Annotated in this window: 17 protein-coding genes; 10 read left to right on the top strand and 7 right to left on the bottom strand. The window is 41.3% G+C overall.

Features of this window, described 5'->3' with window-relative positions; genetic code table 11:
• Positions 1-48 precede the first annotated feature (48 nt).
• Together nlpI and JI723_RS18100 are read left to right on the top strand one after the other, a co-directional pair.
• Entirely contained in the window at positions 49-966 is a 918-nt protein-coding gene (gene nlpI, locus JI723_RS18105) for a lipoprotein NlpI (protein ID WP_070925570.1), read from the top strand.
• 169 nt (positions 967-1,135) lie between these two features.
• Complete coding sequence (locus JI723_RS18100; RefSeq protein WP_319067319.1) at positions 1,136-3,076, top strand: DEAD/DEAH family ATP-dependent RNA helicase; 1,941 nt, start codon at positions 1,136-1,138, stop codon at positions 3,074-3,076.
• A gap of 320 nt (positions 3,077-3,396) precedes the next feature.
• Here the strand turns inward: JI723_RS18100 and JI723_RS18095 are convergent, their stop codons facing one another.
• The 4 genes from JI723_RS18095 to JI723_RS18080 all read right to left on the bottom strand — a co-directional run bounded on the left by JI723_RS18095 (position 3,397) and on the right by JI723_RS18080 (position 7,053).
• A complete protein-coding gene (locus JI723_RS18095) occupies positions 3,397-3,840 on the bottom strand; it encodes a hypothetical protein (protein ID WP_319067318.1) in 444 nt (147 codons plus the stop codon).
• 246 nt (positions 3,841-4,086) lie between these two features.
• Complete coding sequence (locus JI723_RS18090) at positions 4,087-4,461, bottom strand: YjaA family stress response protein (protein WP_140181047.1); 375 nt, start codon at positions 4,459-4,461, stop codon at positions 4,087-4,089.
• A gap of 40 nt (positions 4,462-4,501) precedes the next feature.
• Positions 4,502-5,218, bottom strand: a complete 717-nt coding sequence (btsR, locus tag JI723_RS18085; protein WP_070925567.1) for a two-component system response regulator BtsR — start codon at positions 5,216-5,218, stop codon at positions 4,502-4,504.
• 125 nt (positions 5,219-5,343) lie between these two features.
• Entirely contained in the window at positions 5,344-7,053 is a 1,710-nt protein-coding gene (locus JI723_RS18080) for a sensor histidine kinase (protein WP_319067316.1), read from the bottom strand.
• A gap of 460 nt (positions 7,054-7,513) precedes the next feature.
• On the opposite strand from JI723_RS18080, the gene JI723_RS18075 reads away from it, so the two are divergent.
• The 6 genes from JI723_RS18075 (at position 7,514) to JI723_RS18050 (ending at position 13,394) form a co-directional block, all read left to right on the top strand.
• Positions 7,514-8,485, top strand: coding sequence for an HlyD family secretion protein (locus JI723_RS18075; RefSeq protein ID WP_319067314.1), 972 nt, complete (start codon positions 7,514-7,516; stop codon positions 8,483-8,485).
• 11 nt (positions 8,486-8,496) lie between these two features.
• The gene (locus JI723_RS18070) at positions 8,497-9,642 is read left to right on the top strand and encodes an ABC transporter permease (RefSeq protein WP_070925564.1); all 1,146 of its coding nucleotides are present in this window, start codon (positions 8,497-8,499) and stop codon (positions 9,640-9,642) included.
• Positions 9,642-10,799 (top strand): ABC transporter permease, encoded by a 1,158-nt coding sequence (locus tag JI723_RS18065; RefSeq protein ID WP_070925563.1) that lies wholly within the window; start codon positions 9,642-9,644, stop codon positions 10,797-10,799. Before JI723_RS18070 ends, JI723_RS18065 begins: the two co-directional genes overlap by 1 nt.
• A gap of 241 nt (positions 10,800-11,040) precedes the next feature.
• Entirely contained in the window at positions 11,041-11,448 is a 408-nt protein-coding gene (locus JI723_RS18060; protein WP_070925562.1) for a DUF350 domain-containing protein, read from the top strand.
• A gap of 15 nt (positions 11,449-11,463) precedes the next feature.
• Complete coding sequence (locus JI723_RS18055; protein ID WP_319067311.1) at positions 11,464-12,198, top strand: DUF1190 domain-containing protein; 735 nt, start codon at positions 11,464-11,466, stop codon at positions 12,196-12,198.
• A gap of 2 nt (positions 12,199-12,200) precedes the next feature.
• On the top strand, positions 12,201-13,394 hold the full coding sequence (locus JI723_RS18050) for a glutathionylspermidine synthase family protein (RefSeq protein ID WP_337979627.1): 1,194 nt from the start codon (positions 12,201-12,203) through the stop codon (positions 13,392-13,394).
• Positions 13,395-13,687: 293 nt separating this feature from the next.
• On the opposite strand, the gene JI723_RS18045 is transcribed toward JI723_RS18050, so the two are convergent.
• A complete protein-coding gene (locus JI723_RS18045) occupies positions 13,688-14,563 on the bottom strand; it encodes a U32 family peptidase (protein ID WP_319067310.1) in 876 nt (291 codons plus the stop codon).
• Positions 14,564-14,575: 12 nt separating this feature from the next.
• A complete protein-coding gene (gene ubiU, locus JI723_RS18040; RefSeq protein WP_318707051.1) occupies positions 14,576-15,571 on the bottom strand; it encodes a ubiquinone anaerobic biosynthesis protein UbiU in 996 nt (331 codons plus the stop codon).
• A 482-nt stretch (positions 15,572-16,053) separates the two neighbouring features.
• Here ubiU and ubiT point away from each other — a divergent pair, with 482 nt between their 5' ends.
• Positions 16,054-16,578 (top strand): ubiquinone anaerobic biosynthesis accessory factor UbiT, encoded by a 525-nt coding sequence (gene ubiT / locus JI723_RS18035; RefSeq protein WP_319067309.1) that lies wholly within the window; start codon positions 16,054-16,056, stop codon positions 16,576-16,578.
• Positions 16,572-17,075: a GNAT family N-acetyltransferase gene (locus tag JI723_RS18030; protein ID WP_140181037.1), complete on the top strand. Its 504-nt coding sequence runs from the start codon at positions 16,572-16,574 to the stop codon at positions 17,073-17,075. The genes ubiT and JI723_RS18030 overlap by 7 nt, the downstream gene beginning before the upstream one ends.
• Here the strand turns inward: JI723_RS18030 and JI723_RS18025 are convergent.
• Entirely contained in the window at positions 17,048-17,359 is a 312-nt protein-coding gene (locus tag JI723_RS18025) for a GIY-YIG nuclease family protein (RefSeq protein WP_319067307.1), read from the bottom strand. The two genes, JI723_RS18030 and JI723_RS18025, sit on opposite strands and share 28 nt — an antisense overlap.
• Positions 17,360-17,361 lie beyond the last annotated feature (2 nt).

The following is a 17,361-nucleotide window of genomic DNA, read 5'->3' as shown; positions in this document are numbered from 1 at the left end:
CACATTTAGCCGTAATTTGCTGAACTAGTGGTAATGTAAGGACGGAGTATGCTGAACAGTATCTGTCTTCGGTTTAGGGATTTAAACACGTTTACTCGTGTAGTCTCTGCGCTTATCTTTTTTGTACTACTTGGATGTAGTAGCAAAGATTGGCGTAAAAACGAGGTATTTGCTGTTCCTTTGCAACCATCATTACAGCAAGAAGTGATATTGGCTCGTATGGAACAAATCCTTGCGAGCCGATCTTTAACCGATGATGAATACGCCCAGCTTTTATATGAGCGCGGAGTGTTGTATGATAGTCTCGGTTTGAGGGCATTAGCGCGCAATGATTTTTCAACTGCGTTAGCGATCCGCCCTGATATTCCTGAAATCTTTAACTTTTTAGGAATATATTTTACGCAGGCTGGCAATTATGATGCCGCCTATGAAGCGTTTGATTCTGTATTAGAGCTTGATCCAACTTACAATTTCGCGCGTATGAACCGTGGCATCGCATTATATTACGGTGGCCGTCATAAATTAGCGCAGGATGATCTGCTGGCGTATTATCAGATAGATCCAAATGATCCTTTTCGTTCTCTATGGCTTTATCTTGTTGAAAAAGACATAGACCCGCGTATAGCGCAAGAAAATCTTGCTGCTCGCTATAATCGTGCGGAGAAGGGGCAATGGGGCTGGAATATCGTAGAGTTTTATTTAGGTGACATCAGTGAAAATACATTGATGACGCGTTTGAAAGAAACTTTTACGGATAACACTTCGCTCGCTGAGCATCTCAGTGAAACTAACTTCTATTTAGGTAAGCATTACCTAAGTCTGGGGGATAAGGATAGCGCAACTGCGTTATTCAAACTGACGGTGGCTAACAACGCTCACAGCTTTGTTGAACACCGCTATGCATTGTTGGAATTGGCGCTGTTAGGCCAAGAACAAGACGACCTTTTAGAATCGGGCCAGCAATAGCTGACGAACATTTCATGACTATTTTTTGAGCCATCATCTTTAGGGGTGACGGCCTATTTGTTCGTTTAATAACACAATTTGAGCCAGTTCACATTTTAAATGAAAATGACCGAAATGAATTTCGTACGGTTATGTAAACTGGCCGCCATTAAGTATGAGGCACCTTTACATGACCACCGAGACTGATATCTCTTTCGCTGATTTAGGTTTATCAGCGTCTATTTTGACTGCACTAAACGACCTGGGATACGAAAAACCTTCACCGATCCAGCAGCAATGTATCCCATTGTTGATGGAAGGTAATGATGTGCTGGGGATGGCCCAAACAGGTAGTGGTAAAACTGCTGCTTTTAGTTTGCCGTTACTCCATAACATCGATCCTGATTTAAAAGCCCCACAAATTTTGGTTCTTGCTCCAACTCGTGAGTTGGCTGTTCAAGTTGCTGAAGCGATGGGCGATTTCTCTAAACACATGAGCCGCGTTAATGTTGTTGCTCTGTATGGTGGCCAACGCTATGACGTACAATTACGTGCTCTGCGCCAAGGCCCGCAAGTGGTTGTCGGTACGCCTGGCCGCCTACTTGACCATCTAAAACGTGGTACTTTGGATCTTTCTAAATTGAAAGGCCTCGTATTAGACGAAGCCGATGAAATGCTACGTATGGGCTTTATTGAAGATGTTGAAAACATCATGAGCCAAATTCCAGCTGATCATCAAACTGCGTTGTTCTCTGCGACTATGCCTGAGCCAATTCGTCGTATTACACGCCGTTTCATGAAAGAGCCTAAAGAGATCCGCATTCAAGCTAGCATTACAACACGTCCAGATATTGCTCAAAGCTATTGGACTGTGTATGGCATGCGTAAGAACGAAGCATTAGTTCGTTTCTTAGAAGCTGAAGATTTCGATGCTGCAATCATCTTTGTGCGTACTAAAAACGCAACATTGGAAGTCGCTGAAGCGCTTGAGCGTAATGGTTACAACAGTGCGGCACTGAATGGTGATATGAACCAAGCACTGCGTGAACAAACCTTAGAGCGTTTAAAAGATGGTCGTTTGGATATATTGATTGCAACTGACGTTGCGGCTCGCGGTCTTGACGTTGAGCGTATCAGCCTAGTTGTTAACTATGATATTCCAATGGATGCAGAATCTTACGTTCACCGTATCGGTCGTACTGGCCGTGCGGGCCGTGCGGGTCGCGCATTATTATTCGTTGAGAATCGTGAGCGTCGTTTGCTGCGTAACGTTGAACGCACCATGAAGCTGACTATTCCAGAGGTGGAACTGCCAGATTCTCAGCTATTAAGTGAACGTCGTCAGGCGAAATTTGCTGAAAAAATTCAACAGCAATTTGAAAGCAGCGATTTAGATCAATACCGTGCACTGTTGGCTAAGCTGTCTCCATCAGAAGATGTAGATATGGAAACATTAGCAGCAGCACTGCTGAAAATGGCTCAAGGTGAACGTGCCCTGATCCTGCCACCTGATGCTCCACGTCGTCCACGTCGTGAGTTTAACGACCGTGATGATCGTCGCCGTGATCGCAATAACAGCAATGGCAATGGTTTTGAGCGTGCAGAGCGTGGCGGTAGTGCTCGTCGTGAGCGTCGTGATGTTGGTGATATGGAAATGTACCGTATCGAAGTTGGCCGCGATGATGGTGTAGAAGTTCGTCACATTGTTGGTGCGATTGCGAACGAAGCTGACATCAGCAGCCGTTATATTGGTAATATTAAATTGTATGGTACCCACTCTACCATTGAATTACCAAAAGGCATGCCAACTGACGTATTAACCCATTTAAGCCGTGCACGTATTCTGAACAAACCAACTCAGATGCAACTGATTGGCGATGCGCAACCATTTGAACGTCGTGAGCGTCGTGGTGGTCCACGTCGCGAAGGTGGTAGCGAAGGTGGTTTTGGTGCAGGCCGTCGTAACGACCGCGAAGGTGGAAACCGTCGTAGTGGTGGTGATCGTGATAATGCGGGCGGTAACCGCCGTGGTGGAAACCGTGATCGTGGTAATAGCAGCGCTCCACGTGGTCGTAATGAAGATCATAATACTGCGGCACCACGTCGTCGCAGCACTAGCCATAACGCATAATTAAATGCCTAAGTGCCTTGATTAAACCGGCACTGGTTAAAATACAAAACCCGCTTCCAATTGGACTGCGGGTTTTTTATTGGAGAAAGTTAATATTCATTGCATTATTTTCTATTTATCGTAAATACTCCTGCATTGCTTAGCTCTTTAGTATTTATGTATCGCATTTGGCTTGCAGAACCTAGCATCGAGTCTAATGCTTTTATATGAGAGGTCTATTCAGATTTCAAACTTGATGGAATATAATGGTATCCGCCCTTAATGTAATCTCTGATTATTTCTATTTTGACACTTTGATCTATAGAAGATAGGTTATTAGGCTAAAATATAAGGCCAAAATCAATAGGGACTATTTGTCCTGTTTCTATTTTCAAAAAATTTTCAGGTTTAGCGTCAGCCATTAAAAAACCTTTATCATAGAGATCTTTTATCCCACTGAGCGTTTCTATTTTATTAGGTGTTTGGCCATGAACAAATGGCATTGTAATTCTTTCTCCAATGATAAATGCATTTGGAGATATGCTATGGGTTTTATCTCTATATGCATTACACATAGTAACCTCATGTTTAGCCTCACCTAAATTGAACTTTTTAAGCTGTTTTATGACAAATTGGCTGTCATGATAGACGTGACTTCTACCACCTCTACCAATTCGTTTTTCCATGTTCTCCACAGGTTTTATCCGGCAGTGTAGTTCTATCGCATTTGCTTGCCACTTATTTATTTTAGGATAAATAAGTGTATCTTTTTCTTGAGTAGTCATCTTCTTTCAAAAAACGACAAGAATTTTATTTGTAAAGTTAGATGGTAGACATAGGATGTATGAGAGAAAGGAGTTAATGGCTCCTGAGATTGTTGACGAAGCAGAATAAAAATATGGTTTTTCCTACTCCGTATTATCAGCCGAAAATCAATGAATTGGTTTTGCTCATTTATTTCAAAAACTTTAGCCACTGCCGGCAAACAGAATACGTCTGTCAGCAGTTTGAGGGGCTTAATGGCCCTTGGATTATTTCCTATCCAATAACTCTTCTGCATGTTTTTGTGGCATGGGGAGAGTGTCATGACTGACGATCACTTTTTTAAGCTTATGGTTAAAAGCTGCCACAGTGATCTCTTCGAGTAGTCTGACTTCAACAGGACTTAAGCCGCCTTCATTTTTTTCTAAAGCTTGCACAATAATGCGATGATGTGGCGTTAATGGAAGCCGAACACTCAGTTTCATTGTGTCAATAAGTTGCACTAGAAGGCTTTGGGCGACGTAAAAATCACCAATGATCAGCCGAGACGATGAGAAATCACCTTTTGCGGTATATTCTTCATGGGTCTCTAGGTTTTTTAAGGTCATTGAGTTGGTGCGAAGTTGTAAGTAGAAGTCGGCCATGTATCATCTCCCTATACGCGTCATCTTTTAAATAAATACTCTAAATGAGCCCTAGTGCTTCTTTTAACGGCTTTAAGTAGCGGCGGCTTACTGGGATATGTTCCCCTGAGCTTAAGACTAGCTCTGCTTGCCCATTATCACCAAACAAAATTTCACTTAATTGCGTCATGTTAACTAAATATTGACGATGGCAGCGCACTAATGAGGTGCGTAACTCTAGTGTTCTGAGAGTCAGCTCTGTAAAGCCTTCTTGGCCTTGTGTGCTCATCACATAAACGCCACTCATGCGCGAAGTGACATACTGCACTTCATCCAATTTCATCAGCCAAATGCGGCTATGGCCGGTACAAGGAATAAATTTTAATGGCTCGTGATCACTTAAGATTTCAAGATCTTGTTTTTGTTGGCCTTGGCGTAGGCGAGTGAGTGTTTTATTCAGTCGATCGCTTTCGAGTGGTTTTAATAAATAATCAAATGCGTGTTCTTCAAAGGCTTGTATGGCGAATTCATTAAAAGCAGTTAAAAAAACGATATAGGGACGATCTTCAGGATCAAGCATGCGTACCATCTCAAGGCCAGTGATACGAGGCATTTGAATATCAAGAAATACCACATCGGGTTTCTTTTTGTGGATCACACCGATTGCTTCAATTGCATTGGCGCATTCATCCATAATTTCAATATCATCATGTTCTTCAAGCAAACAGCGCAAGTTTTCCCGTGCAAATGGTTCATCATCAACAATTAGTACGTTCATAAGTATTCAATCTTTTTATTATATTCGTGATACTTCAAGTTGCAGCGCCTTTTGTTAAGGTATGGTGACTACGCTCGCCGAGTCATAGCGTTTATCTATGCTTCTCGTCAATCTTCGCTTGTCGCTTACCTGCAATTTGGATTATTTAGAGTACATGTTAAAACGTAAGGCAATCGTAACTGTACGCGTGTAAATTGCTCTGGCTCATATTCCACACTCACACCATATTGTTCGCCATATTTAAGTTTAAGGCGCTTATCGACTAGGCTCATACCCAATCCATCACTTTGTGTAGTGGGTTGATAGCAGCCGGCATTGTCTTCTATCTCAATATATACTTGCTCACCGCGTATATAACTTCTTATTGTAATATATCCAGTATCTAATAACTGTGAAGTACCGTGTTTAATTGCATTCTCTACAATGGGTTGTAGTGAAAAGGCAGGCAATTTAACTTGTTTTAAGTGTTCTGGTATATCTAGCTCTATATGTAATTTTTCTTGGAAACGTGCTTTTTCTATCTGTAAGTAAGCATTCACATGTTCTAATTCTTCGCCTAATGTGGCGCCTTGCTCTGGACGCTTGAGGTTATTTCTAAAGAAGGTCGAAATATACTGAACGAGTTGACCTGCTTGCTGGCTATCTCGGCGAATAACTGCTTGCAATGTATTTAAGACATTAAATAAAAAGTGTGGATTAACCTGTGCATGTAATAGCTTCACTTCAGATTGTAATAAAGATTGTTTATTACGTTCATATTGCCCCGCGAGGATCTGAGCCGAAAACAAACTGGCGATACCTTCACCCAGTGTCCGGTTAATAGAACTGAATAGCCGATTCTTCGCTTCATAAAGTTTAATGGTACCAATAACGCGTTCATTTTCACCTCTAAGTGGGATAACAAGTGCGGATCCAAGCTTACATGTGGGGCTTAAAGAACATTTATAAGGTGTTTCATTACCATCTGCATAAACCACTTCATTGTTATCAATAGCTCGCCTCGATTGCTCTGAGGCAATAGGCGTTCCTGGACAATGATGATCAGCACCAATACCAATAAAGGCTAAAATCTTCTCTCTATCCGTGATGGCAACGGCACCAATTTCGAGTTCTTGATAGATAATTTTAGCGACTTTCATGCTGTTATCTGCATTAAACCCCTTACGTAAGATCCCATCAGTACAGAGCGCAATTTTTAAGGCTTGGGCTGAAAATGCAGTGGTATATTTTTCAACAATGGCACGGCGGTCGAGCAAAATACGAATAAACATTGCCGCACCAATCGTATTAGCAATGACCATGGGCGCTGCGATATTTTTAACCAGCTCTAAGGCTTCGTCGAAAGGGCGTGCTAATAATAAAATAATGAGCATTTGGATGATTTCAGCCACAAAGGTGACACAGCTAGCGGTGAGAGGGTTAAATATTTTATCTATTTGTCCACGCTTCATGTAGTAGCGATGTACCAGTCCACCAATCAGCCCTTCAGCAATTGTTGATACCATACAGCTGAAGGCGGTCATTCCTCCTAGAGAATATCGGTGTAGGCCGCCTGTAAAACCGACGGCAAAGCCAACAGCAGGTCCACCGAGCAGACCGCCAAGGACTGAGCCGATAGCACGTGTGTTAGCGATTGAATCATTAATGTGTAAACCAAAATAGGTTCCCATCACACAAAAAACTGAGAAAATGACGTAACACATCACTTTATGTGGTAGACGAATTGTCACTTTTAATAAAGGGATGACAAGTGGGGTTTTACTCAGTGCCCATGCTATGACTAAATAAACACACATCTGCTGCAAGAGCAGCAGGATCAGATCGAACTCGTACATTAAGGTTTCCAGTTTTGCTGCTTTAAGAGGGCGATTGTTGTGTAACCGACTGATAGCGATTGTAGCGTAATGGGCTGATAGGAGAATAGTGATTTGGTCAAGCTATGCTATCTTTATACTGGTTATACTCGTCATACTTCAAATTGCAGCGTTGTTGACTACGTTCACTCACGCCAGTCATATGGTTTTCTATGCGCCTAGCGATTGGTTCACTTGTCGCCTAGCTGCACCTCGAATTATTTAGAGTATATAATGCCTCTTATAGAGATGTTAACGATGTTCAACTGTACTTTGCATTATGTAGAGTATATTTGACATAAGACTGTAATTGGTTCAATAATAGACGTTTTCCCCTTCTATGTGTGACCTTGCGCACAAATTTATTAACGCTGTATCGGCAATTACTGCGATAATTTTATTGCCATAGTTTCCTCCGTGATTATTTAAGGTTTTACTAATAATGAAAAAAAGAACAATAGCACTGATTTTGTTGATGCTGATTTTGATAGCGGCGGCGGCACTTTTTCATTCCCATAACCAATTTTTATTATTACAAGGTGAAGTTGACGCACCTGAAGTTATGGTGACATCGAAAGCTAAAGGGCGAGTGATTGAACGTCATGTCGAGCGCGGAGATGATGTTAAAAAAGGGCAGCTGTTAATTACATTAGAAAGTCCTGAGCTAGCAGCCCAGTATGCGGCACTGAAAGCCGCAAGAGATCAAGCTCAGGCGCAACTCGATCAATCACTTCATGGAACTCGTGAAGAGACCATCCGTAATTTACAAGCATCATTATCGCAAGCGGAATCTCAGTATCAGAATGCCACTCGTGAATATAACCGTTTAAGCAATTTATCGGGTAAAGGATACGTGTCAGCTAATGAGCTTGATAGCTCACGTAAAGCTAAAGATGTGGCTTTTCAGCAAGTTCAAGGCGCTAAAGCACAACTTGAAGAGGCGAAAAACGGTGACCGCATTGAACTGCGCCAAAAATATCAGGCAGAGCTCAATGAGGCAGAGCAAAAATTAGCTGAACTACAAGTACAACTCGATGATTTACAAGTCAAAGCTCCTGTCGATGGTGAAGTTGGTCCAATTCCCGCTGAAGTGGGGGAAATTTTCAATGCAGGTAGTCCATTACTCACCATGGTCCGCATCCCCCAAGCGTATTTTATTTATAACTTACGTGAAGACATCCTTGTTGATGTGAAAAAAGGCGATAAGGTTCAGCTTGATGTGCCTGCGTTAGGTGATAAAAAGATTGAAGCGGAAGTGCGTTACATTGCGCCGAAAGGGGATTACGCAACGAAAAGGGCAACTCGAGCCACAGGTGATTTTGACTTGAAAACCTTTGAAGTCCGTTTGTATCCGTTGGAATCCATTGATGGCCTAAGACCTGGTATGAGCGTGTTATGGCGTTGGGATAAATAAAAGGCGCGAATATGAAATTAAAATTCGCTTGGCATGGTTTTGAACATGCTTTTAGTCGAGAAACACAAGCCGCCATTCGTAGTCCAGTTTTTCATTGGTTAAGCTGGTTATTTCCGCTGATGCTATTTACGTTGGTAAGTGCTAACTTTTCAGAAGGCACACTGATGGATCTCCCCGTTTCTGTGGTGGATAACGATATCAGCCCAGCCTCAAGACTCGTGGTGAGAGACTTAAATGCAGGGCCTCATGCAGACGTTAAAGCGATTGATAATAACCTCAATACGTCATTAAAACGCTTGGCGAGTGCGAAAGATTATGCACTGCTATATATTCCAACCAATTTTGAAGCAGACGTGTTGCGTGGGCGTCAGCCCGAACTACGTATGTACTACAATGCGTTATTCTATGCTTCAGGCAGTTATGCCATTCAAGATTTTAGTGGATTAGTCGCTGAACTGAATGCGAAATATCGTACTCAATTAGCGAGCTCCATGGGGAAAGCATTGCCGCAATTGGCACAAGTGACACTTTCCTACGATAGCTTATTTAATCCAAGTGGTAGTTATATCTATTATCAGCAATTTGCAGCGACGATCCATATGTTGCAGCTATTTGTGGTGACTTGCACCATCTATACGTTATCGCGTAGCTCTATATTACAAAGTGTGAAACCGTTTTCGATGGCAGTTTTAGGGAAAATGGCACCTTATACGCTATTTTTTACTACATTATTAGTGGTGGAATTGGCCGCGTTAGTGAGCATTTTTGATGCTAAGGTGGTGGGTAATCCTTTATACATGATAATGGTTGGCTTTTTTTATGTGATAGCGGCGCAAAGTATCGGTTTATTACTGTTTAGCTTCACCTCTAGTGCGATTATGGCCTACAGCTTAATTGGGATGTTAGTCAGTATCGCCTTGGCCTTTTCAGGTATGGCGGTACCTGAATTATCAATGATTTTACCTGCTCAAATCATTTCCAACATTGAGCCACTGACGCATACACTTAACGCCATGTTTGATATTTTCTTACGTGAAATTTCATTCATGCGAATTGTGGAAGTGTGTTTGTTTTTACTGATTTATCCAATCGTCACCGCTTTTTTGATCCGTAAGCGATTACCTAAACGAATTGCAGCTCAAGGGGGGGAACTCTAATGCAAATGTATTTTGCAACCTTCCGCAAAGTGTTGCTCGGTATGTTGGATAAACCAATGTGGTTATTATTGCTGGTTTCTTTATGCGTAATGAGTTTGGTGTATGCAAAACCGGTTTTGTGGGATTTGCCCGTTGCGGTTATCGATCAGGATCATAGTGTTGCGAGCCGTGCATTAATTCGTGATTTAGATGCAGCACCTAAGGTCGTGTTGCACAGCTATGACAATTTGGCTCAAGCGCGCAAAGACATGATTGACCGGAAATTGTTTGCCATCATTATTATCCCAACAGATTTTGAAAAATTCTTACTCAATGGAAAAAATATCACCGTACCTGTCTATGGTGATGCGACGAACCGCTTAGCCAGTGGTCAGATCCAACAAGAGTTAGTAAGTGCTTACCAAACGTTGTTGAATAGCTATAACACTCAGCTGCTGGTGGATTCAGGTTATAGTAAGCAACAAGCAGAAGTGATTATTACGCCAATTCGAAGTGTAACTGAGCCTCTTTATAACCCTGGAGTCAGTTTTGCGGCGATTGTGTTTCCAGGGCTGTTAGTTATGCTATTACAGCACTCATTGTTGATTGCTTGCGTACGTGTCAGTATTGCGATCCGTGGAACACCTAAGGGTAAGCCACCGCTGGCCGTGTATTTAGGCGCACTTTCAGCGCTGATCCCAATATGGCTATTTTTATCGACAGTATTTTTTGCCTTATGGCCATGGATCCTTGGATATCGGCAAGAAGCACCATTATACCAGCTGTGGATGCTGACTTTCCCATTCTTACTTGCCGTATTAGGGCTCGGCAAGTTAGTGACTGAGTGTCTACGTAGTGTTGAAATGATTTATCTGACGCTGGCATTTATTACGACACCTGTATTTTATATGTCAGGGACAATTTGGCCATTACAAGCGATGCCTGAGTGGGTACGAATGATCGCTTACGCTTTACCGTCTACTTGGGCTACGAGTGCCATGGCTGGTATCAACCAAATGGGGCTTCCGTTCAGTGGGGTGCTAATGGATATTGTCATGATGTTAGTGCTTGGTGTGATTTATACCGTCATCGGTGTGTTTATTGGCATGTTGCGGGATGGTGAGCTACGTCATATCTCTCATATTATTCATCGTTGGCGCAAACAGCATCATGAATAATCGAAAAACGGGCGCAGTCCCGTTTTTTTTGCGTCGTAATCTTCATGATTAAAAATAGAGTGGAGTTGTTATTTTAAGTTTATTTAATTCAAAGTTAAAATATACTCTATATTGTAGTATTTAATTAATTTTTTAATCATATTAAGAATGATGATTAATCATTTTGTAAGAACTTATTTAATTGAGTTTATTTTTAAAATAGATTGATATAAATTTCAGCCCTTAATTAAAAGGGGCATTTATGGACGTTTCTATTATACTTTCAGCATTACTTTCTTTTATCAGCTACTTTTTCATTGGTACTATTATGGTACTGGTATTTCTGTTTATTTATACGCGTATTTCTCGACATAATGAGTGGGTGTTGATTAAGCAAAACAATACAGCCGCAGGTATTGCGTTTATTGGTGCGATGATCGGCTATATCACGCCTTTATCGAGCGCGATATCTCATTCGGTGAGTATTTTGGATTGCGTTATTTGGGGCGTTATTGCTTTATTGGTTCAATTATTAGTACTCGGTGCAACCAAAATATATATGCCTAAAATTAGCGAAAAAATTGAACAAAATAATATCTCTGCTGGTTTATTTTTAGGTGGGACATCGCTTGGATTTGGTATTTTGAACGCTGTCAGCATGAGTTATTAATCAAAAAAATGCACTATGAATAAGAAAAATAAAACGAAATATCATAAGCGAAAAAAGAAGGCCGGCTATAAGGGGTATCCACAGCTTAAACGAGTTGGTGTGAGTACTAAAGAGGAGCGGAAAGGATCAGGGTTATTGACACTAGTTATTATGAGTGGAGCGGTATTTTTTGGTTTACGCAGCTGCGATCAAGAGTCGGAAGCGCCTAAAATCACGCTATTTAAGGATACCAATGACTGCGTGCAAGCGGGATATAACCTTTCTTTTTGTGCACAAAAACAAGAGGAAGCGCAGCAAGAATTAATACGAAATATGGCGACATATAGCCAGCTCGATGTTTGCGAAAATTTATACGGTATAGGCAATTGTATACAGAGTAAGCGTAAATTAAGCCGCTTACAGTATGATCAATGTTTGGCGGAAAATGCTACCCCCGAATATTGTGATCGTTTGAGTGAGCAGGATGTTTATGGCCCTAAACTGGCTGGGTTTTCAATTGATGAATCTCCTGAAGCAGTGCAACGCTATAGCTCAACACATACTCACTCATCGGGGAGCTATTATTTTTCTAGAGCTCGTCCATTTTATTCTACTCGATATGAGCCTAATGTTTACCGTGAAGTGGGGTCATCAGAAAAGTGGCTTTCCGATGGTTCAAATAAGTTAAAACCTGCTAATTATCATCATAATTCAACCCGCACGACATCTCGAGGTGGTTTCGGGAACAAATCGAAAAGTAAGGGTGGGTAATTATGTTAAGAATACCACTTAAACCTAGAGAGAATTTAAATCAGATAGCTGAAGATTATGGTTTTAACTTTCATATTATTGATGATGAAATCTATTGGGATGAATCACACGCCTATTGTTTTACATTAGATCAGATTGAAACGGGTATTGAAGATCCCACCGCTGAATTACATCAAATGTGCTTAGAGGTTGTTGATACAGCAATCAATGATGAGTTGGTTCTCAATCAATTGGCGATCCCTGAATTGTATTGGGATGCAATAGCCGATAGTTGGAAGACGAATAAATCTTCACTTTATGGGCGAATGGATTTCTCATGGAATGGTTATAGTACTGCAAAACTACTGGAATATAATGCAGATACACCAACATCGCTTTATGAATCTGCATTCTTTCAATGGCAATGGCTGTCTGAGATGACGGCATGTGGTTTATTACCGACTAATGCAGATCAATTTAATTCCATTCAAGAAAAACTGATCCAGCGTTTTTTACTGTGGCGAAATGAATACCCATTCTATTTTTGTTGCTGTGAAGATTCGATTGAAGACAGAGGAACGGTTCTATATTTGGAAGATTGTGCTAGCCAAGCAGGGTTACAAACTCAGTTTCTGTATATGGAAGAGGTTGGTTTAGGGGTTGGTGGGGTTTTTACTGATCTGCAAGATCAAATCATCCATCAAGGTTTTAAATTATACCCTTATGAGTGGATGTTTCAGGATGATTATGGGCCCGTATTGCGTAGTCAGCGTACAGAATGGGTTGAACCCTTGTGGAAATCGATTTTAAGTAATAAAGGGTTATTGCCTTTATTATGGCGTTATTTTCCTAACCATTCTAATTTATTACCGGCTTATTTTGCCGATGAGCAGATTAATATTGTCGGCAAACTTAAACAAGACATGGGTAATAATTGGCAAGGTTTTACCACAAAGCCACTATTTTCACGTGAAGGCGCCAATGTTTCTCTATTCCTTAATCACGAAAATGAGGTTATAACGGAAGAATTTGGTGAATATGCACATGAACCGCGAATTTATCAAGCCAGTGCATTATTACCTAAATTTGGCTCTGACTATACATTAATAGGCAGTTGGGTCATTGGTGATGAGCCAGCAGGAATAGGCATTCGAGAAGATAGATCATTAATTACCAAAGACACGTCTCGCTTTGTTCCGCATTATATTATGGGTTAATTAATTACGTGATACTGTAATTTGCATATATTTGGTTTTTTCTTATCGTATTTGACTAGCAAGATGTCTCATCTCTTGTATAACGATAATAACTCATCAAATGTTTACTGTTCCCATTTATGGGGTATTGATGTCGGCTTTGGGGTAAAGGATTCACGAATTCCACTATTGATAGATATATGAGTGAATTAAGTTCTTATATAAATAGATATTGTAAAATAATTGGATTGAAACCGATGTCTGTATTTTTATAGGGTGTGAATACGGCACTCACACCCCATAAAATAATACCCCTAATCCACCATCTCTAACCCTGCAACTTGTCGCCAGTAACCATTACAATCTTTATCATCAATAGGGAGAGGGGCTTTCCCTGTTTGATTGGCTTTAAATTGGGTCAGTACTGCCAGTGAATCGATACTGTCAGGGGAAATACGCACAATATCCACTAAATCGTTCATTGACGTTTGCTCATTACCTAAATTGTAGCAATAACCACTTTGTGTTTGCAGACCATTGAGGGTGAAGACTTGCTGTTGCTCTTGAGATAATACCTTGCGGCCTTGTGGGTAATGAATACAACAAGTCTCACAATCATCTTTAGCCCTGTTTTCTGAACGTGCGGTGAAACAACGAGCCGAATAAGCCAGTGGAAGGTACCCATAGCTCATTACTTCAACTTCAAACTTATTGCGGATTTTTAATTCATCACATTGATTTAGCAAATTAATGAGCCAATCTCTAGATAGCTCGACAGGCATACACCAACGCATCATACCTTGGCGTAATAAGATATTCAGTGCTTGGGCGTTATAGCAATTCAGTCCATGACCAGCAATAAAAGGCAGTTTGCGTTCAGCTAGCATGTTAACGACACCAAAATCATGTGCTTCAACGAGAAAATCACCGTTATCAACTAATTTGCTGATCTCTTTAAGTTCAGAAGGTGCTTGTAATAGCGCTAATGTACTTAAAATAATTTGTTTGCCACTTGTGGAGAGCTGTTTTGCAAGATCAATCCAATCTGCGGGCTTCATTGCACGCCGTTTGCTACAAACGGTTTCACCTAGATAGATAATATCTGCATCACTTTGGGCGGCTAATTGATAAAATTCGTAAAGTTTGTGTTTGGGCCAGTAATACAGCACTGATCCTAATGAATACTGCATATTTGACTCCTTTTATTGCCATTCACGGTGATAGGCACCCAGCGTAGTTTGGCTGCCTTCAGAAAGATCCCCGAGTGTTTTTAGCCATTGAGGCTCTGCCATAAATGCGGTTGGATTAGCATTGTATTTATCGATGGCCTGCCGCCAAATGCGTGTTACTTCAGTGACATAAGCAGGACTTCTTTGGCGACCTTCAATTTTCACTGAGGCAATATTAGCAGCCATTAGGTCAGGCAATAGCTCAATAGTATTGAGGCTTGTGGGTTCTTCAAGCACATGGTACTTATGGCCATCGACTAAATAACGGCCTTTACAGAGTGTAGGATAGCCCGCATTTTCATTGCCTTGATAGTTGTCGATTAGCACTTCATTAAGGCGTGATTCCATCCCGCGTGGGGTTCGTTGCCAACGAACAAAGCGCGCTGGTGAGCAAGCTCCAACCGTATTGGGTGATTCGCCCGTAAGGTAAGATGACAGATAGCAGCGTCCTTCAGCCATAATGCATAGGCTACCAAAGGCAAAAACCTCTAAAGGCACAGGGCTACTTTTTGCTAATTGTTTGACTTGGTGAATGGATAACACACGAGGTAATACAACTCTATGCACTTCAAAGTTGCGTGCATAGAAACGGATTGCCTCTGTATTAGTGGCCGAAGCTTGTACTGAAACGTGGCGCTCTATATGTGGATATTTGTTCGCTGCATATTCCAACATGGCCAGATCGGCGAGGATCAGCGCATCAGCACCGAGTGATGCAGCGAGATCAACAGAATCTTTCCAGCGCTGAAAGCCATTAGGATGAGCAAAGGTGTTGATCGCAATATGAAGTTTACGTTTACGGCTGTGAATGTAGCGCTCGGCTTCATGAAGTTTTTTTTCAGTAAAGTTAAGTCCTGCGAAGTGGCGTGCATTAGTATCATTTTTTAGGCCGATGTAGACAGCATCAGCACCATTATCTACAGCCGCTTTGAGGGCGGGTAAGTTGCCAGCTGGGCAGAGTAATTCCATGAGAATTGTTCCAGAGTAGAAATTCGACAATTTAGCATTGTAGTCAACTCATCAGGTCTACATTTTGATTTAAGGCAGTGAATGAGGGATTAAACCATTATAAATCTGTGGTTATTTTCAACAGCAATTGTTGATATTTTGTGCGGATTACGGTGTGGTTGTGATGATTAATTGGTGATTTTCACAAATTAATACTGGTCGTATGTGTAAATCTTGATATAGGATCAAATGAATAAATCTATTTTCTGTCAATATACATATCATATTTCAAGTTGCAGCGTTGTTGACTAGGTTGATTCGCGCGAGTCACATTGATGTATGTTTCTTGCAGCGCATTTATTTATCGCCTAGTTGCATCTCGAATTATTTAGAGTTTATATGGTCTGTATATAATCAGGTATACCGCTATTGATTTCTGTTGGTTGCTTTATAGAAGTGCGTAACTGTTAGCAGATAGGCAAAAATGATAAGGGAGTCGTACTATGTTAGGAAAAATTCGTTCTCAACTTATTTCAAAAGGTCCTTCATTACTGAAGTTGCCTTTAAAAATGACCCCATTCGCCATACAGCGTCAAGTGTTAGAACAGCTGCTTAGCTGGCAGTTTCGTGAGTCGGTCAAAGAAGGAGAGTTGGATTTTCTTGAGGGTAAATGGCTGAAAGTTGAAGTCAGTGACCTTAACTTAGTTTGGTTCATTAGTCTACAAAATGGCATATTGGTGGTGCGCTCTGATGAGCAAGCCGATGTGCATGTGTGTGCAGCGGCGAATGATCTGATCCTGATTGCGGCACGTAAAGAAGATCCTGATACGTTGTTTTTCCAACGTCGATTGGTGATTGAAGGTGATACGGAGCTAGGTTTATACGTCAAAAACCTAATGGATGCGTTTGAGCTAGAAAATATGCCAGCGCCACTACGTTTTGCATTATTACAACTGGCGGACTTTATCAAAGCTGCCCAACAAGATGAGGACACTGAGTCTAAAAGCTCTGTGGTTGTTTCATGCTAATTCGTGTTGAGATCCCCGTTGATGCCATGGGTATTGATAAGCTGCTGCGTGAGGCATTCCCAACTGAGGCAGAAGCTAATTTAGTGCAAAAACTACGTGAAGACGGCCTATTAACCCTTGGTGTTGTTGCAACCAATGATGATGGCGAAGTTATTGGCTATGTAGGATTCACCCCTGTTGACGTCAATGATGAAGATGTCCAATGGGTTGGTCTAGCGCCTCTGGCGGTGAGAAAAGAATTTCAGAGGCAAGGTATCGGTGGGCAGTTGATCTACGAAGGGTTAGATAGCCTGAATGAGTTCGGTTATGGTGCCGTCGTGGTATTAGGAGATAGCCAGTATTATCGTCGTTTTGGCTTCGAACCCGCTTCTAAGCATAATGTTGTTTGTCCATGGCCTGACTTACAAGAGCATTTTATGATTTGTGGATTAGAGAATGGCACATTGAGTGATCACCAAGGGAGAGTGACTTACTCTGCGCACTTTGATGCTGTTTGAATGAATAAGTAGTCAACGATATCACTAGGCTGGTCGAGTACCAGCCTTTCTTTTGCCTGTTTGCTGAGTCTTTTGATCTGAAATTCCAATTTAGATGCTGCCGAGCGATCCCCCACCGCACCATTAAACACTAAAGTCAGTGGTAATTTACCTTTCAGTGCTTTTGCACCTTTTCCTTCTTGATGTTGTGTAAAACGGCGTTGGACATCCGTGGTGATCCCACAATATAACCTGTTATTTTTCTCTCTAATTAGGTAGATGTGCCAAATTTTTTGCGTATTCATTT

Source organism: Providencia manganoxydans, from assembly GCF_016618195.1.
GTDB classification, from domain to species: Bacteria; Pseudomonadota; Gammaproteobacteria; order Enterobacterales; family Enterobacteriaceae; genus Providencia; species Providencia manganoxydans.
This window is presented reverse-complemented; position numbering and strand designations above follow the sequence as displayed.

Coding starts and splice junctions, on each gene's coding strand:
- nlpI (WP_070925570.1), top strand. CDS start 49: ATGCTGAACAGTATCTGTCTTCGGTTTAGGGATTTAAACACGTTTACT.
- JI723_RS18100 (WP_319067319.1), top strand. CDS start 1,136: ATGACCACCGAGACTGATATCTCTTTCGCTGATTTAGGTTTATCAGCG.
- JI723_RS18095 (WP_319067318.1), bottom strand. CDS start 3,840: ATGACTACTCAAGAAAAAGATACACTTATTTATCCTAAAATAAATAAG.
- JI723_RS18090 (WP_140181047.1), bottom strand. CDS start 4,461: ATGGCCGACTTCTACTTACAACTTCGCACCAACTCAATGACCTTAAAA.
- btsR (WP_070925567.1), bottom strand. CDS start 5,218: ATGAACGTACTAATTGTTGATGATGAACCATTTGCACGGGAAAACTTG.
- JI723_RS18080 (WP_319067316.1), bottom strand. CDS start 7,053: ATGTACGAGTTCGATCTGATCCTGCTGCTCTTGCAGCAGATGTGTGTT.
- JI723_RS18075 (WP_319067314.1), top strand. CDS start 7,514: ATGAAAAAAAGAACAATAGCACTGATTTTGTTGATGCTGATTTTGATA.
- JI723_RS18070 (WP_070925564.1), top strand. CDS start 8,497: ATGAAATTAAAATTCGCTTGGCATGGTTTTGAACATGCTTTTAGTCGA.
- JI723_RS18065 (WP_070925563.1), top strand. CDS start 9,642: ATGCAAATGTATTTTGCAACCTTCCGCAAAGTGTTGCTCGGTATGTTG.
- JI723_RS18060 (WP_070925562.1), top strand. CDS start 11,041: ATGGACGTTTCTATTATACTTTCAGCATTACTTTCTTTTATCAGCTAC.
- JI723_RS18055 (WP_319067311.1), top strand. CDS start 11,464: ATGAATAAGAAAAATAAAACGAAATATCATAAGCGAAAAAAGAAGGCC.
- JI723_RS18050 (WP_337979627.1), top strand. CDS start 12,201: ATGTTAAGAATACCACTTAAACCTAGAGAGAATTTAAATCAGATAGCT.
- JI723_RS18045 (WP_319067310.1), bottom strand. CDS start 14,563: ATGCAGTATTCATTAGGATCAGTGCTGTATTACTGGCCCAAACACAAA.
- ubiU (WP_318707051.1), bottom strand. CDS start 15,571: ATGGAATTACTCTGCCCAGCTGGCAACTTACCCGCCCTCAAAGCGGCT.
- ubiT (WP_319067309.1), top strand. CDS start 16,054: ATGTTAGGAAAAATTCGTTCTCAACTTATTTCAAAAGGTCCTTCATTA.
- JI723_RS18030 (WP_140181037.1), top strand. CDS start 16,572: ATGCTAATTCGTGTTGAGATCCCCGTTGATGCCATGGGTATTGATAAG.
- JI723_RS18025 (WP_319067307.1), bottom strand. CDS start 17,359: ATGAATACGCAAAAAATTTGGCACATCTACCTAATTAGAGAGAAAAAT.